The 16,067-nt window shown below is 71.9% G+C and carries 11 protein-coding genes and 1 tRNA gene; 9 read left to right on the forward strand and 3 right to left on the reverse strand.

The genetic code is table 11. The features are described from left to right. On the forward strand, positions 1-1,864 hold a 1,864-nt coding region (locus ACFV6I_RS26890), incomplete at its 5' end, for a SpoIIE family protein phosphatase (protein WP_380428123.1). Positions 1,865-1,901: 37 nt separating this feature from the next. Here the strand turns inward: ACFV6I_RS26890 and ACFV6I_RS26895 are convergent. Next, positions 1,902-2,699: a hypothetical protein gene (locus ACFV6I_RS26895; protein ID WP_159398469.1), complete on the reverse strand. Its 798-nt coding sequence runs from the start codon at positions 2,697-2,699 to the stop codon at positions 1,902-1,904. A gap of 172 nt (positions 2,700-2,871) precedes the next feature. After that, positions 2,872-4,701, reverse strand: a complete 1,830-nt coding sequence (locus ACFV6I_RS26900; protein ID WP_380343307.1) for a phosphatidylglycerol lysyltransferase domain-containing protein — start codon at positions 4,699-4,701, stop codon at positions 2,872-2,874. 341 nt (positions 4,702-5,042) lie between these two features. Between ACFV6I_RS26900 and ACFV6I_RS26905 the strand changes: the two genes are divergently transcribed. Both ACFV6I_RS26905 and ACFV6I_RS26910 read left to right on the forward strand, forming a co-directional pair. Beyond that, complete coding sequence (locus ACFV6I_RS26905; protein ID WP_244293637.1) at positions 5,043-5,693, forward strand: response regulator transcription factor; 651 nt, start codon at positions 5,043-5,045, stop codon at positions 5,691-5,693. After that, a complete protein-coding gene (locus ACFV6I_RS26910) occupies positions 5,690-6,838 on the forward strand; it encodes a sensor histidine kinase (RefSeq protein WP_380428125.1) in 1,149 nt (382 codons plus the stop codon). Before ACFV6I_RS26905 ends, ACFV6I_RS26910 begins: the two co-directional genes overlap by 4 nt. A 51-nt stretch (positions 6,839-6,889) precedes the next feature. On the opposite strand, the gene ACFV6I_RS26915 is transcribed toward ACFV6I_RS26910, so the two are convergent. Continuing rightward, positions 6,890-6,973, reverse strand: a tRNA-Leu gene (locus ACFV6I_RS26915). 418 nt (positions 6,974-7,391) lie between these two features. Here ACFV6I_RS26915 and ACFV6I_RS26920 point away from each other — a divergent pair. The 6 genes from ACFV6I_RS26920 (at position 7,392) to pknB (ending at position 15,913) form a co-directional block, all read left to right on the forward strand. After that, positions 7,392-8,255: a DUF3662 and FHA domain-containing protein gene (locus tag ACFV6I_RS26920; RefSeq protein WP_063348443.1), complete on the forward strand. Its 864-nt coding sequence runs from the start codon at positions 7,392-7,394 to the stop codon at positions 8,253-8,255. Between the two features lie 46 nt (positions 8,256-8,301). Continuing rightward, the gene (locus tag ACFV6I_RS26925) at positions 8,302-8,844 is read left to right on the forward strand and encodes an FHA domain-containing protein (RefSeq protein ID WP_380343311.1); all 543 of its coding nucleotides are present in this window, start codon (positions 8,302-8,304) and stop codon (positions 8,842-8,844) included. A gap of 53 nt (positions 8,845-8,897) precedes the next feature. Continuing rightward, positions 8,898-10,523, forward strand: a complete 1,626-nt coding sequence (locus ACFV6I_RS26930) for a PP2C family protein-serine/threonine phosphatase (protein WP_380428127.1) — start codon at positions 8,898-8,900, stop codon at positions 10,521-10,523. A gap of 160 nt (positions 10,524-10,683) precedes the next feature. Next, positions 10,684-12,060, forward strand: a complete 1,377-nt coding sequence (locus tag ACFV6I_RS26935) for an FtsW/RodA/SpoVE family cell cycle protein (RefSeq protein ID WP_063351252.1) — start codon at positions 10,684-10,686, stop codon at positions 12,058-12,060. Further along, on the forward strand, positions 12,057-13,514 hold the full coding sequence (locus ACFV6I_RS26940) for a penicillin-binding protein 2 (RefSeq protein ID WP_063348446.1): 1,458 nt from the start codon (positions 12,057-12,059) through the stop codon (positions 13,512-13,514). The genes ACFV6I_RS26935 and ACFV6I_RS26940 overlap by 4 nt, the downstream gene beginning before the upstream one ends. A 260-nt stretch (positions 13,515-13,774) precedes the next feature. Continuing rightward, positions 13,775-15,913 (forward strand): Stk1 family PASTA domain-containing Ser/Thr kinase, encoded by a 2,139-nt coding sequence (gene pknB / locus ACFV6I_RS26945; RefSeq protein ID WP_380428129.1) that lies wholly within the window; start codon positions 13,775-13,777, stop codon positions 15,911-15,913. The last annotated feature ends 154 nt before the right edge of the window (positions 15,914-16,067 follow it).

Below are 16,067 nucleotides of genomic sequence, written 5' to 3' on the forward strand. Positions count from 1 at the left end.
CTCCCCCACCCCGGCCCCGACCACCCCGACGACGACCACCCCGCCCCCGACCGCCCCGTCCCCGACCGGAGGAGGAGCCGCCATCGAGCCGGCCGCCGCCGAACCGCCCGCCAACGGCCGTCCGCCCCGCCGTAGCGACCAGCCCCCCACCGGCGCCGAGGGCGCCCCGTCCGGGCGGCTGAGCCCGTTCCTGACCAACGGGCAGGCCGGCGAGCAGCTGGCACTGCTGAACGAGGTCGGCGGCAAGGTCGGCACCACCCTGGACCTCGGCTTCACCGCGCACGAGCTCTGCCAGGTGCTGGTCCCCCGGGTCGCCGACTTCGCCTGCGTTGACCTGGTGGACGGGCTGATCTCCGACTCCGAGCTGCCGGCCGCCCGCCCGGACGACGACACCATGCTCCGCCGGGTCGCCCTGGTCTACAACGAGACCGGCGGCGCCTGGGACCACGTGCTGTCCGAGGGCTCGCTGGTCAGCATGCCTCGCCGCACCCCGCCGGGGATGGCCCTGCAGCTGAACCAGCCGGTCCTGGTCCCGGTGATCAGCGCGGACGTCGCGGTCGACTACGCGATCGCGCTCGGCGGGGCCCGGCTGGCCCAGGTGGTCTCCGGCCGCTCGATGCTGGTGGTGCCGCTGTCCGCCCGGGGCACCGTGCTGGGCATCCTCAAGCTGCTCCGGCTGCCGGACCGCGCCCCCTTCGACGAGAGCGACGCCGCCACCCTCAAGGAGCTGGCCGTCCGCGCCGCGCTCTCCCTGGACAACGCCCGGCTGCACCGCGCCGAGGCCAGGGTGGCCACCACCCTCCAGCGCTCGATGATCCCGACCCGCCCGCCGCAGATCCCCGGCGTCCAGATCGCCCACCGCTACCTGCCGGGCGACCCGAAGGCCGAGGTCGGCGGCGACTGGTTCGACGCGATCCAGCTGCCCGGCAGCCGGGTCGCCCTGGTGGTCGGCGACGTGATGGGCCACGGCCTGCACTCGGCGGCCGCGATGGGCCGCTTCCGGACGGCCATGCAGACCCTCGCCGCGCTCGACCTGCCGCCCGGCCAGCTGCTGCGGCACCTGGACAACCTGGCCCACAAGCTCGGCGACGACCACCTCGCCACCTGCCTGTACGCGGTCTACGACCCGATCAACCGGACCTGCGAGCTGGCCAGCGCCGGCCACGTCCCGCCGGTGCTGGTGCACCCGGACGGCTCCGGCGAGCTGCTGGAGATCCCGGCCGGCGCGCCGATCGGGGTCGGCGGGGTGCCGTTCGTCGCCAAGACCATCGACGTCTCGGACGGCTCGATGCTGGTGCTGTGCACCGACGGCCTGGTCGAGGTCCGGGGCGGCGACATAGGAGCGGGCCTGGCCGCGCTCTGCGGCAATCTGATCGACCCGCGGCAGAGCCCCGAGCAGGCCTGCGACGTGGTGCTCAAGCGGCTGCACTCGGACGACCGGAAGGACGACGTCGCCCTGCTGGTGGCCCGCTTCGACGGGGTCGCCCCGTCCGAGGTGGCCACCTGGGACCTCAGGGTGGACCACCGCGAGGTGCGCCGGGCCCGCTCGCTGGTCCGCGAGCAGCTGGCCGGCTGGCACCTGGAGGCGCTCAGCGACATCACCGAGCTGCTGGTCAGCGAGCTGGTCACGAACGCCGTCCGGGTGGCCCGGGACCGCGTCCGGCTCCAGCTGATCCGGGTGGACAAGCTGCTGGTCGAGGTCAGCGACGACAACCACAACCTGCCGTCGCTGGAACCGGCCGAGCAGTTGGGCGAGACCGGCCGCGGCCTCACTCTGGTGACCAAGCTCGCCGAGCGCTGGGGCACCGCCCGCAAGGCGGTCGGCAAGGTGGTCTGGTTCGAACTCCCCCTGCCGCACGCCTGACGGCCGGCTGCCCGACGGCCGTCAGACGGCGGGTGGGTCAGGGGACGAGCGCGCCCGCCGGGCGCCGCCGGGCCTCCACCGCGACCTCCCGCGACGCGGTCGCGGCCACCGAGGTGGCGGCCCCGACCCCGGCCAGCACCCGCGGCCAGAAGTCCCCGAACACCTCGACCGCGACGGCGAGCAGCAGCGCGGTGATCACCGCGACCACGTGCTCCAGACCGGCCAGGTTCGGCAGCACGACCGCCTCGCCGACCATCATGACCACCACCAGGCCGGCGGTGAGCCAGGCCCGGCAGCGGAACGCGATGCAGATCGCCAGCGCCACCACCGCGGCCGACGGCCCGGTGTCCCGCACGTAGGCGACCCACTTCGGGAAGCCGAACAGGTGATCCGGGCCGAGCGCCACGCCGATCCGGGCGAACAGCGTGCCCGCCAGGGTGCAGGTGTAGGCCACCACCAGGGTCATCCGCCGGCCGAGCACGATCTCGGCGACGCCGAAGACCACGAACACCTGGGCCAGTGCGCCCCAGACCGGCAGGTCCAGCGCCGGCACGTACAGCGAGAGCGGGGTCCGCAGCAGCGAGACGTCCAGCGGCAGCGCCGCCTTCACCACCCCGATGCGGTTGACGAAGTGCTCACCGCCCGGCAGGTGCTGGGTGATGCTGAACAGGAGGATCAGAAACGTCGCCGCCGTGGCCATCGGAACGGCGGCGAACTTCTTGCGCACCACCGCGTCCCGCACCGTCGCGTACAACGTCCCCCACTCGGCGGCAGCAGCCGATCTGGCCAACACCAGCGACCCCTCCCGCACGCCCCCCGCGTGGGTCCTGTCCATCACAACCGTTACTCCCGAATCCCCGAACTTTCTGAGCTACTCCAACATTAGAAGCCTCTTAACAAATCCACATCGGCATAGATGCGGATCAGGGTCATCCTCTGGGGGGAGGGATATCCCTGACCTCACCCCCTATCCGACCGCCCGGTCCCCTCCGCCCCCCGGCGGAGGGCTACCCCTTCCCGTCCCGCGCCGCGACCGGGAGCCGGGGCGCCACCACGGCGGCCCCGGAGTGCCGGCGGCGGAACAGGGCGGGCAGGCTCGGCGCGACGATGAAGCCCTCGGCCCGCGCGCTGGCGATGCCGATCCGCGGGATCTCGCTGCTCTTCTCGAACAGCAGGTAGCGGGGCTCCCAGATCGGCCGGTACTTGGCGTTCGCGCGGTACAGCGACTCGATCTGCCACCAGCGCGAGAAGAAGCCCAGGACGGAACGCCACAACCGCAGCACCGGGCCGGCGCCGAGCCGCGAACCGCGCTCGAAGACCGAACGGAACATCGCGAAGTTCAGCGACACCCGCTTCAGCCCGACCTCCTCGGCACGCTGCAGCAGCTCGATGACCATGAACTCCATCAGGCCGTTCTCGGTGTCCCGGGCCCGGCGCATCAGGTCCAGCGAGAGCCCGTCCGGGCCCCACGGGACGAAGCTCAGCAGCGCCTTGAGCTCGCCGTCGCCGTCGTGGCACTCCAGCATCACGCAGCGGCCGTCGCCCGGGTCGCCGAGCCGGCCGAGCGCCATCGAGAAGCCGCGCTCGGTCGCCCCGTCGCGCCACTGGTCGGCCTTGGCCACCAGTTCGGCCATCTCGCACTCGGGGATGTCCTCGTGCCGGCGGATCCGCGTCGTGTACCCGGCCCGCTTGACCCGGTTGTACGCCTGGCGGACCACCCGCATCGCCCGGCCGTCCAGCGAGAACTCGTCCAGCTCGACGATCGCCTCGTCGCCCAGCTCCAGCGCGTCCAGCCCGTGCCGGGCGTAGATCACCCCGGCCTCCTCGGAGGCGCCCATCACGGCCGGCGCCCAGGCGTGCTCGCGGGCCTCGGCCAGCCAGGTGTCGATCGCGCCCGGCCAGGCCTCCGGGTCGCCGATCGGGTCGCCCGAGGCCAGCGAGACCCCGCCGATCACCCGGTAGGTCACCGCCGCCTTGCCGCTGGGGGAGAAGATCACCGCCTTGTCCCGGCGCAGCGCGAAGTAGCCGAGCGAGTCCCGCTCGCCCTGCTTGTCCAGCAGCGAGCGCAGCTTCGCCTCGTCCTCGGGGTTCAGCAGCTCCTTGCCGCGCGGGCTGCGGAAGGCCACGTAGAGCACCAGCAGGAAGAGCACCGCGCCCATCGCGTTGATCGCCGCGTTGACCCAGGTCGGCGAGGAGATCACCGAGCGCAGGTGCTCCGAGGGGTTGATCGTGATCATCCGGCCGACGGAGTAGCGGAAGAGGTCCCAGAAGCCCGCGCCGCCGAGCCCGTTGGTCGCCCAGACCAGCAGCGCGCCGACGACCCCGCCGAACAGCAGCCCGCCGACGAAGGTGGCCGCCGCAGTCTTCGGGTTGGAGCGGTCGCCCTTGGACGTGAAGTCCTTCCGCCCGATGACCAGCGCCAGGACGAACAGGCAGGTCAGCACGGTGGAGATGTAGTTGAGCGGGTGGGCCTTGAACCGCTCGCCGGGCATCACCATGGCCAGCAGGTACAGCACCGCGAACATGCTGGCCAGGGCCGCGTTGAAGATCCAGGCGGCCCGCTTGCGCCGCCGCATCGCGATGGCCAGGAAGACCGCCAGCACCGCGCTGGCCAGACCCGAGGTCATCAGGTACGGGGTGAAGTACTCACCCTCGTTGTGCTCGTTGACCTGGTTCCCCCACGGCACCAGCAGCACCGTCGCCACGTTCAGCAGCGCCAGCAGCCGGAGGTACCACACGGAGACGGCGGCGGCCCGCGGGCGCCAGCGGTCGAGCACGCCGACGGGCCGGGGCCCGGTGGACGTGGCGGAAGGCTCCGACTTCACAGTGGACGACACAGCTCAATTCCAAACGATCAGATGGTGGGGCGCATCCGCACACGGCCCGGCGACGGGTGCCCGCAGGGGCCCGACGGACTGACCGGCGGCCCTCACCTCGACCGGGCGCCCACTGAATGGAGCAGGCCGACAAAGGGCAGCCAACTCCATGGTTCCCCACCCGGCCTGAGAATTGCGTGAACCGGGTAGCGGATTCCCACCCCCGCCATGTGGCGGGGGTAAGGACCGCCATCCGTTCGGCGCCCCACCCCGGCTACCCCTACCCTCGAAACGACCCGCGCGGACCGCCCGACCCCGGCCGCCAGAACCGAGGAGGCACCATCACCGACACCCGCGTGCTGATCGTGGACGACGAGATCCTGGTCCGCTCCGGCCTGGGCCTCATCGTCGGCTCCGCCCCCGACCTGGAGGTCGTCGGCGACTGCTCCGGCGGCCAGGCCGAGGAGCACGTCCAACGCCTGCGCCCGCACGTGGTGCTCCTCGACATCCGGATGCCGGACCTCGACGGCATCTCGGTGCTGCGCCGGCTGCGCGCCCTGCCGGACCCGCCCGCCGTGGCGATGCTCACCACCTTCGACAGCGACGAGTACATCGGCACCGCGCTGCGGGCCGGCGCCTCCGGCTTCCTGCTCAAGGACACCGCCCCCGAGCAGCTGGTCCACGCCGTCCGGGTGCTCGCGGCCGGCGGCAACATCCTGTCCCCGACCGTCACCCGCACCGTGATCGGCGGCTACGTGGACGGCGGCGGCCCGGACGCCGAGGCCACCTCGCTCGCCCGCACCCTCACCGGCCGGGAGCTCGACGTGCTGGCCCTGCTCGGCGAGGGACTGTCCAACGCCGAGATCGCCGACCGGCTCTTCCTCGGCACCGGCACCGTCAAGGACCACATCAGCGCGATCCTCGGCAAGCTCGGCGCGGCCAACCGGGTCCAGGCGGCGGTGCTCGCCCACCGGGCCGGGCTGGTCCGGCCGAAACCCGGCGACGGGGCATGACGGCCACCGAACAGCTGCCGTCCAGACGGCTCCCGGCCTGGTGCACCGCCCCCTGGCTGATGCTGCTGCTGCCCGCCCTCTACTCCCTCCTGGACGCCGCCCTGGTGGCCCGGAACTCCCCGTGGTGGCAGATCGCGCTCTCCACGCTGGCCGCCGTCGCCCTGCTCTGGCGCCGCCGCTTCCCGGTGGCGGCGCTGCTGCTCACCATGCCCGGCAGCTACGTCGACGACATCTGGCTGGCCCCGATCACCGCCGTCTACACGGTGGCCGCCGAACGCCCCCGCCCGCGGATCGTCATCCCCTGCGCGACCCTGTTCGCGCTGGTCGAGTTCTTCCACTGGCCGCTGTCCGGGCAGACCCTCGGACTCAGCCGGGACACCGCGCTCTACGCCATCCAGTCGGTGATGCTGGCCGCCGGCCCGGCCGCCACCGGGCTGCTCGCCCGCACCCGGCGGGAGCTGGCCGCCCGGCTCGACGAGCTGACCCGCGGCCAGGAGCGGGAGAGCCGACTGCTCGCCGAACGGGTGCTGATCAGCGAGCGCGGCCGGCTCGCCCGGGAGATGCACGACGTGGTCTCGCACCAGGTCAGCCTGATCAGCATCCAGGCCGGCGCGCTCCAGGTGAGCACCGCCGACCCGGCCGCCGCGACCACCGCCCGCACCATCCGCGAACTGGCCGTCCGCACCCTCGACGAGCTGCGCCAGATGGTCGGGGTGCTGCGCAGCACCGCCGGCCCGCGCCCGGACGCCCCGCTCGCCCCGCAGCCCCGGCTGGCCGACCTGCCCCGGCTGATCGCGGAGAGCGGGCTGGCCGCCGACACCGAACTGAACCCCGGTGACCGCCCGTGGCCGGAGGCGGTCGAGCGGGCCGCCTACCGCACCGTCCAGGAGGCGCTCACCAACATCACCAAGTACGCCCCGGAGGCGGCGGTGCACGTGAAGGTCCGGGCGAAGGGGCGCCGGCTGCGGGTCGAGGTGCGCAACGACGCGCCCCCGGTCCACCCGGACGAGATCCTGCCGGGCGGCGGCCACGGCCTGGTCGGCCTGCGCGAGCGCGCGCAGCTGCTGGGCGGCTCGCTCAGCGCCGGCCCCACCCAGGACGGCGGCTTCGAGGTCCGCGCCGAGCTGCCCGCCACCCGTTCCTGACCGGGACAACGAGAAAGCCCCGCAGATCCGTAGATCTGCGGGGCTTCGCTGTGCGCGAGGGGGGAGTTGAACCCCCACGCCCTTTCGGGCACTGGAACCTGAATCCAGCGCGTCTGCCTATTCCGCCACCCGCGCATGGGTGTCGTCTTCGTTGCCGACCGATCTTCCGAACCGCTCGGTACCATGTGGTCTTCGCGTTTCCTTGGACCGGCCTCCCTGGTGGGCGGCCCTTCCGACGTGGAAAACAGTAGCACGACCCGGGGGGCCGCTCCGAATCCGTTCTTCGGCGGGACGAAGCGCATCCGAACGGATGCACGACGAACGGGCGAGCGAGTGACGGGAGCCCACCCGGGCGGGCACACCTGGCGTGCCGTACCCGGTATGCGTCACCCTGTGTGTCCGAGCCCACCCCCGGGCACCACGCTGTCCGGGAACCGTACGGAAGGGCCCGGCGTGGATACGATCAGTACGGAAGTACCGCAAGTAGGCACGACCGACTCCCGGCGGGATCCGGTCGGCAGGCAGGCGAACGAACCCTGGAAGGGGGTGTCCCATGGGAGTGCTGAAGAAGTTCGAACAGCGACTTGAGGGTCTCGTCAACGGCACCTTCGCCAAGGTGTTCAAGTCCGAGGTCCAGCCCGTGGAGATCGCCGGTGCGCTGCAGCGCGAGTGCGACAACAACGCGAGCATCTGGAACCGCGACCGCACCGTCGTGCCGAACGACTTCATCGTCGAGCTGAGCCCGCACGACCACGAGCGGCTCAGCCCCTACTCCGGGCAGCTGGGCGCCGAGCTGGCCGGCATGGTCCGCGAGTACGCGGAGGCCCAGCGGTACAGCTTCATGGGCCCGCTCCAGGTGAACCTGGAGAAGGCCGACGATCTGGACACCGGCCTGTACCGGGTGCGCAGCCGCACCCTGGCGGCCGAGGAGCCCCAGCAGTACGCCCCGCAGCAGCAGCAGCCCGGATACGACCGCCAGCCGGCCGCCCCGGCCCCCGGCGCACCGTGGCAGCAGACCGGCGCCGGCCAGTACGGCGCGCCCCCGCCGCCGGCCGCGCCCCCGGCGATGCCCCAGGGCCCGCCCGCGACGTCCGGCGGCAACGTCCGCGCCTTCCCCGGCGCCGGCCACGGCGCCTCGCTCCGCCGCTGGATCGAGGTGAACGGCGCCCGCCACCAGATCACCGGCGCGGCCTGCGTGCTCGGCCGCTCGACCGAGGCGGACGTGCGGATCGACGACCCCGGGGTCTCCCGCAAGCACGCCGAGATCCGCCCCGGCACCCCTTCGATGGTCCTCGACCTGGGATCCACCAACGGCATCGTGGTGGACGGACAGCACACCCAGCGCGCTACGCTCCGCGACGGCTCCCGCATCGTCGTGGGCTCCACCACCATCGTCTACCGACAGGTCGAAGGGTAGTGTCCGAGTTGTTCGCGCGCCTCGCTCACCGACAGGCGGGCCGGCCATGTCAGAACTGACCCTCACGGTCATGCGGCTGGGCTTCCTGGCCGTGCTGTGGCTGTTCGTGATCGTCGCGATCCAGGTGATCCGCAGCGACCTGTTCGGGACCAAGGTGAACCCCCGCTCCTCCCGTCGCGGCGCCAACGCCGCTCCGGGCGGCGCCGCCGCCGCTCCGGCCGCCGGGCGCACCGCGCAGACCCCGGCCGCAGGCCCCGCGGCGGGCCAGACCCAGGGCGGCGGCCGCCGCCGCGGCGCCCCGACCCAGCTCGTGGTGGTGCAGGGCTCACTGGCCGGGACCACCGTCGCGCTCCAGGGCCAGACCATCACCCTGGGCCGCGCGCACGACTCCACCATCGTGCTGGACGACGACTACGCGTCCTCCCGGCATGCCAGGATCTATCCGGATCAGACTGGGCAGTGGACGGTCGAGGATCTAGGCTCCACCAACGGCACCTATCTGGACCGGCAGCGCCTGACCGCGCCCACTCCGCTCCAGCCGGGCATGCCGATCCGTATCGGCAGGACCGTCATCGAACTGCGGAAGTAGTAGCGCATGAGGGACAGCATCCCGTCCATGACCCAGAGGGGGGCACAGGTCGCATGACCCTGGTGCTGCGCTTCGCCGCCGGCTCCCACAAGGGACTGATCCGGGAGGGGAACGAGGACTCCGGCTACGCCGGGCCGCGGCTGCTGGCCGTGGCCGACGGCATGGGCGGCGCCGCGGCCGGCGAGGTCGCGTCCTCCGAGGTGCTCGGCTCGATCGTCCGACTGGACGAGGACGTGCCGGGCGCCGACCTGCTGACCCTGCTGGGCGACGCCGTCCAGGGCGCCAACGACCGGCTCCGGCAGATGGTCGAGGAGGACCCGCAGCTGGAGGGCATGGGCTGCACGCTGACCGCGATGCTCTGGACCGGCCAGCGGATGGGCATGGTGCACGTCGGCGACTCCCGCGCCTACCTGCTGCGCGACGGCTCGCTGGTGCAGATCACCCAGGACCACACCTGGGTGCAGCGCCTGGTCGACGAGGGCCGGATCACGCCGGAGGAGGCCGAGACCCACCCGCAGCGCTCGCTGCTGATGCGGGCACTCGACGGCCGCGGCCAGGTCGAGCCCGACCTGTCGATCCGCGAGGTCCGCGCCGGCGACCGCTACCTGATCTGCTCCGACGGCCTCTCCGGCCCGGTCAGCCACCAGACCCTCCAGGACACCCTCGGCAGCTACTACTCGCCCGAGCAGACCGTGCAGGAGCTGATCCAGCTCGCGCTGCGCGGCGGCGGTCCGGACAACATCACCTGCATCGTGGCGGACGTCATCGACGTCGGTGCCACGGACACCACGAGCGGCCAGTACAACGACGTCCCGGTGGTGGTCGGCGCGGTCGCCGACACCCCGCCGTCCTCGGCCGCCGCGGACCGCTCGATCGCCGACACCCCGGCCGGCCGCGCCGCCGGCCTCGGCCGCACCCCGCAGGGCGCCTTCGGCCCGGCCGAGGGCTACGACGCCGGCTACGGCGCCGCCCAGGGCGGCTTCGGCCCCGCAGAGGGCTACGAGGGCGAGTACGGCTACGGCTCCGGCGAGCCCTCGGTGTACGGCGCCGAGGAGTTCGACGAGGAGCCGCCCGCGAAGCGCAAGCGCAAGGGCCTCACCGTCTCGGTGGCCGTCCTGGTCACCCTCGGCCTGCTCGGCGGCGCCGGGTTCTTCGGCTACCAGTGGACCCAGGACCAGTACTACGTCGCCAAGCAGGGCGACCACGTCGCGGTCTACCAGGGCATCAACCAGAACCTGGCCGGCCTGAGCCTGTCCTCGGTGCACACCGCGTACAAGGACGTCGAGCTCAAGTACCTGCCGCAGGACCAGGCCGAGCACCTGAACAAGACCATCTCGGCCGACAGCCTGGGCGCCGCCACCGCGACCGTCCAGGAGCTCGACGGCTGGGTCAAGCTCTGCAAGAAGGTCGCCGACGCCCGGACCAACCCGGGCACCCAGGGCACCCAGGCGGCGCAGGCCACCCACGCCGCGTTCCTGGCCGTCACGCCCACCCCGGGCGAGAAGACCCGCCCCCCGGTGGCCCCCACCACTCCGACCCCGGCCACCCCGACCCCGACGGCCCCGAGCCCGACCGCACCGGCGCCGAACGCCGCCGCGCCGAACACCGGCCCGTCGGGCGACCTCTCCGGGCTGACCGAGGAGGAGCGCAGCCGGGCCGACTCCTGCCCGAAGCAGTGACCTCCGTGATCCGACATAGGCCCGCCCCGAGCGGGGCAGCCGGCCGTCAGGGAGCGGTCACCACGTGAGCACCTACGACCTGAGCGACGACACCGGCCGGGCCGGCAGGCGCCGGACGGCCACCGACCGCGCCGCCTCCCGGCGCCGGGCCAACACCACCATCTCCCTCCAGGGCGCGCCGAACCGGCGCAACACCGAGCTGGCCCTGCTGGCCTTCGCCGTCGTGCTGCCGATCCTCGCGTACGCCAACGTGGGCCTCGCGATGGACTCCGCGCTGCCGAGCGGCATGGTCGGCTACGGACTCGGCATGGGCGCACTGGCGCTGGTCGCGCACCTGCTGGTGCGCCGCTTCGCGCCGTACGCGGACCCGCTGATGCTGCCGATCGCCACCCTGCTGAACGGTCTCGGCGTGGTGATGATCTGGCGGCTCGACAAGGCCGGCAAGCTGCTGAGCGCCAACTTCCCGGCGGCCCGCAACCAGCTGATGTGGTCGGCCCTCGGGATCGGGCTGTTCATCGGCGTGATGGTGTTCCTGAAGGACCACCGGGTGCTCCAGCGCTACACCTACATCTCGATGGTGGCGGCGCTGGTCCTGCTCGCCGCGCCGGCCTTCTTCCCGGCCCGGGCGGAGGACTTCGGCGCCAAGATCTGGATCCGGATGGGCGGCTTCTCCATCCAACCCGGCGAGTTCGCCAAGATCATCCTGACGGTGTTCTTCGCCGGCTACCTGATGGTCAAACGCGACGCCCTCGCCCTGGCCAGCCGCCGCTTCATGGGCCTGTACCTGCCGCGCGGGCGCGACCTCGGCCCGATCGTCGTGATCTGGCTGCTCAGCCTGCTGATCCTGGTCTTCGAGAACGACCTCGGCACGTCCTTCCTGTTCTTCGGCCTGTTCGTGGTGATGCTCTACGTGGCCACCGAGCGGACCAGCTGGATCCTGTTCGGCCTGCTGATGTCGATCGGCGGCGCGGTCGCGGTCGCGATGACCACCAGCCACGTCAAGGTCCGCATCGACGCCTGGCTCGACCCGATGGCCGCCTTCGGAGCACACCCGCCGAAGGGCGCCACCGAGCAGATCGGCCAGTCCCTGATGGCGCTCGGCTCCGGCGGGGTAACGGGCTCGGGCCTCGGCCAGGGCCGCTCCTGGCTGATCAACTTCGCCGCGAAGAGCGACTTCATCCTGGGCTCGTTCGGCGAGGAGCTCGGGCTGACCGGCCTGATGGCGATCTTCCTGCTGTACGCCCTGCTGGTGCAGCGCGGACTGCGCACCGCCCTCGCCGCCCGCGACCCGTTCGGCAAGCTGTTCGCCGTCGGGCTCTCGTCGGCGATGGCGCTGCAGGTCTTCGTCGTGGCCGGCGGCGTCACCGGGCTGATCCCGCTCACCGGTATGACCATGCCGTTCCTCGCCCAGGGCGGGTCGTCCGTGGTCGCCAACTGGGCGCTGGTCGCGATCCTGCTGAAGATCAGCGACAGCGCCCGCCGACCCGGGGTCGAAGCGACTCCGGCCACCGAGGGCCAGGGAGGACCCGTCCGATGAACAAGCCGATCCGCCGGGTCTCGATCTTCTGCCTCGTCCTGATCCTGGCCCTGATGGTGCGCACCAACTGGGTGCAGGGCGTCCAGGCCGACGCCTGGGCCACCAACAAGAACAACAAGCGCCAGCAGTACGACCGGTACGCCCACCCGCGCGGCAACATCATCGTCGGCGGCCAGCCGGTCACGAAGTCCGACTTCGTCAACGGCCTGCGCTACAAGTACAAGCGCTCCTGGGTCGACGGCCCGATGTACGCCCCGGTCACCGGCTACTCCTCCCAGGTGTTCGGCTCCAGCCAGCTGGAGAACCTGGAGGACGGCATCCTCTCCGGCACCGACGACCGGCTGTTCTTCCGCAACACCCTGGACATGCTGACCGGCGAGCAGCAGCGCGGCGGCGACGTCGTCACCACGATCAACGCCAAGGCCCAGAAGGCCGCCTGGGACGGCCTCGGGGACAAGAAGGGCGCCGCCGTCGCGATCGACCCGAAGACCGGCGCGATCCTGGCGCTGGTCTCCACCCCGTCCTACGACCCGGGCACCATCGCCGGCAGCGAGAGCGGCGACTCCAAGGCCTGGACGGACCTCAACGCCGACCCCAACAAGCCGATGCTCAACCGGGCGCTGAAGGAGACCTATCCGCCCGGCTCCACGTTCAAGCTGGTCACCGCGACCGCCGCGTTCGAGAACGGCCTGTACCAGAACATCGACGACCAGACCGCGACGCCGGACCCGTACACCCTTCCGGGCACCCAGACGGTGCTCAACAACGAGTCGCCGCTCGAGAAGTGCGGGAACGCCACGGTCAAGTCGGGGATGGACCAGTCCTGTAACACGGTCTACGCCAAGATGGGCGCGGACCTCGGCAAGGACAAGATGCGGGCGCAGGCCGAGAAGTTCGGCTTCAACAGCACCATCGACACCCCGGTCCGTTCCGAGAAGAGCATCTTCCCGAGCAGCGCGAGCCTGGACGGCACCGCGCAGGACTCGATCGGCCAGCACGACACCCGCGCCACCCCGCTGCAGATGGCCATGGTGTCCGCCGCGATCGCCAACAACGGCAGCCTGATGCAGCCGTACCTGGTTGACCAGGAGCGCTCGGCCTCGCTGACCACCATCTCCAAGCACACCGAGAAGCAGTTCTCCCAGCCGATGAGCCCGGCCACCGCGCAGAAGATGCAGGACCTGATGGTCTCGGTGGTGGAGAACGGCACCGGCAAGAGCGCCAAGATCCCCGGCCTCCAGGTCGGCGGCAAGACCGGTACCGCGCAGCACGGCGAGGACAACGCCGGGCTGCCGTTCGCCTGGTTCACCTCGTGGGCCAAGACCACCGACGGCCAGTCGGTGGCGGTCGCGGTCGTGGTCGAGGACGGCTCCAACAACCGCGACGGCATCAGCGGCGGCCGGCTGGCCGCCCCGATCGCCAAGGCGGTGATGCAGGCCGTCCTCGGCAAGTGAGGAGGAGGCCCGGCCGTGAGTGGAAAGTCACGATCGACACCCCCGTCCGGATACCGGTCTGATATCGGCCGACGGCCGACTCCGGTCCGATGCGGTGCGAGCGGTAGCGTATCCGCCAGCAGCGGGTGTGCCCGTTGCCGCCCGCGAGACGGCGCACGGCCCGGCCGGAGAACCGGTCGAGACCCGCTCGGCGTCACCCTGAGCGTGCGGGGACACCTACGTCACAACCTCGCCGGCAGGTGAGGGAGAGGGTCGGAACTATGGAAGAGCCTCGTCGCCTAGGCGGCAGGTACGAGCTCGGCGGCGTCCTCGGACGCGGCGGCATGGCCGAGGTGTACCTCGCCCATGACACCCGGCTCGGCCGTTCCGTCGCAGTGAAGACGCTCCGGGCCGACATGGCCCGGGATCCGTCGTTCCAGGCCCGCTTCCGCCGCGAGGCGCAGTCCGCGGCGTCCCTGAACCACCCCGCGATCGTCGCCGTGTACGACACCGGCGAGGACTACATCGACAACATCTCCATCCCGTACATCGTGATGGAGTACGTCGAGGGGTCCACCCTGCGCGAGCTGCTGCACTCCGGCCGACGGCTGCTGCCCGAGCGCGCGCTGGAGATGACCATCGGCATCCTGCAGGCGCTGGAGTACTCGCACCGCGCCGGCATCGTGCACCGTGACATCAAGCCGGCCAACGTGATGCTGACCCGGCAGGGCAACGTCAAGGTCATGGACTTCGGTATCGCCCGTGCGATGGGCGACGCCGGGATGACCATGACCCAGACCTCGGCCGTCATCGGCACCGCCCAGTACCTCTCCCCCGAGCAGGCCAAGGGCGAGCAGGTCGACGCCCGCTCCGACCTCTACTCCACCGGCTGCCTGCTGTACGAACTGCTGACCGTGCGCCCGCCGTTCGTCGGCGACTCCCCGGTCGCGGTGGCCTACCAGCACGTCCGGGAGGAGGCGCAGCCGCCGTCCGTCTTCGACCCCGAGGTCCGCCCCGAGATCGACGCGATCGTGCTGAAGGCGCTCGCCAAGGAGCGCGACTACCGCTACCAGAGCGCCGACGAGATGCGCGACGACATCGAGCGCTTCCTCGACGGCCTGCCGGTGGCCGCCGCCCAGCAGGCCGCGGCGTACGGCATGGGCGCCGGGTACGGCTACGACCAGAACGGCTACCCGCAGCAGCACGACCCGTACGGCCAGACCAACGTGCTGCCGCAGCAGCCCGGCGGCGGCCCGACCACCGTCCTGCCGCAGGCCGGCGGCCAGCCCGGCTACGGCCCGCAGGGCGGCTACCAGGACGACGGCTACGGCCAGGCCTACGCCGACGGCCCGGCGGGCGGCGGCCACGACGACGGCTACGGCCGGGACGGCGGCCGGCGCGGCGAGCAGCCGCCGAAGAAGAGCAACACCTCCTGGATCGTGCTGGCGGTCGCCGCCGTGCTGGTCCTGGTCGGCACCTTCTTCGTGGCCCAGGCCATGTTCAACGGCAACGGCGGCGGCACCACGGAGACCCCGAAGGTCTCCGTGCCGAACCTGGTCGGCAAGAGCCTGGCGGACGCCAAGACGGCCGCGGCCGCGGCCGGTCCCAAGCTCGTGGTGGCCGAGGGCGACAAGCTCGCCTGCCCGGACGCCAACATCAAGAAGGACCAGGTCTGCACCCAGAACCCGGCCGTCGGCGGCCAGGTCGCGGAGAACAGCACCATCACCGTGCAGCTGTCCTCCGGCCCGGCCAAGGCCCCCCTGCCGAACGTGGTCGGCAAGACCAAGGACCAGGCGACCAAGGCGCTCGGCGACGCCGGCTTCACCAACGTCACCACCGAGTACAAGGACGACGACACCGCTCCGCAGGAGAACGTCACCGCCCAGGACCCGGCGGCGGGCACCGCCGGCGACCCGACCGCCCCGGTCAAGCTGACCGTCTCGCAGGGCAAGTCGAAGGTGACCGTGCCGAACGTGGCCGGCGCGCAGAAGGAGGTGGCGCAGGCCCAGCTGGAGGGCCTGGGCTTCCAGGTCGACACCTCGAAGACGGTGCAGACCACCGACCAGAGCAAGGCGAACACCGTCGCCGCGCAGTCGGTCCAGGCCAACACCAAGGTCCCGGCCAACACGAAGATCACGCTGACGATCTTCAAGATGCAGGACAAGCCCCAGGTCCCGCCGCTGCAGAACGTCAAGCTGTCGGACGCCATCTCGCAGCTGGGCAAGGTCGGGCTGCTCTACACGGTGGTGTCCGGTCCGTCGGACCCGAACGCCATCGTCGTGAGCACCAACCCGCCCGCCGGCACCCAGCTGGACCCGAACACCCAGGTGATGCTCATCACGAAGCCGGCCGATCCGCCCAAAGGGGGTGACCCCCTCTCCCCCTCACCCTCCAACACCAAAGGGGGGAGCAACAACTAAGCCCTGGTTCCCCTGGATCTGAGGCTTGGTGGGAGTTGTCCGGCCGTTCCCCCCCCGGGGCCGCCCGCCCCGGGGGGGGGGGGCCCGGCCGGGCAGTTTGGGGGGGTCGGTGGCCCCCCGCGCCCGCATCGCGGCCTCCCCCGCGGTGCCGTCG

Source organism: Kitasatospora sp. NPDC059803 (assembly GCF_042732255.1).
Classification (GTDB): domain Bacteria; phylum Actinomycetota; class Actinomycetes; order Streptomycetales; family Streptomycetaceae; genus Kitasatospora.

Coding starts and splice junctions, on each gene's coding strand:
- ACFV6I_RS26895 (WP_159398469.1), bottom strand. CDS start 2,699: ATGGACAGGACCCACGCGGGGGGCGTGCGGGAGGGGTCGCTGGTGTTG.
- ACFV6I_RS26910 (WP_380428125.1), top strand. CDS start 5,690: ATGACGGCCACCGAACAGCTGCCGTCCAGACGGCTCCCGGCCTGGTGC.
- ACFV6I_RS26920 (WP_063348443.1), top strand. CDS start 7,392: ATGGGAGTGCTGAAGAAGTTCGAACAGCGACTTGAGGGTCTCGTCAAC.
- ACFV6I_RS26925 (WP_380343311.1), top strand. CDS start 8,302: ATGTCAGAACTGACCCTCACGGTCATGCGGCTGGGCTTCCTGGCCGTG.
- ACFV6I_RS26930 (WP_380428127.1), top strand. CDS start 8,898: ATGACCCTGGTGCTGCGCTTCGCCGCCGGCTCCCACAAGGGACTGATC.
- ACFV6I_RS26940 (WP_063348446.1), top strand. CDS start 12,057: ATGAACAAGCCGATCCGCCGGGTCTCGATCTTCTGCCTCGTCCTGATC.
- pknB (WP_380428129.1), top strand. CDS start 13,775: ATGGAAGAGCCTCGTCGCCTAGGCGGCAGGTACGAGCTCGGCGGCGTC.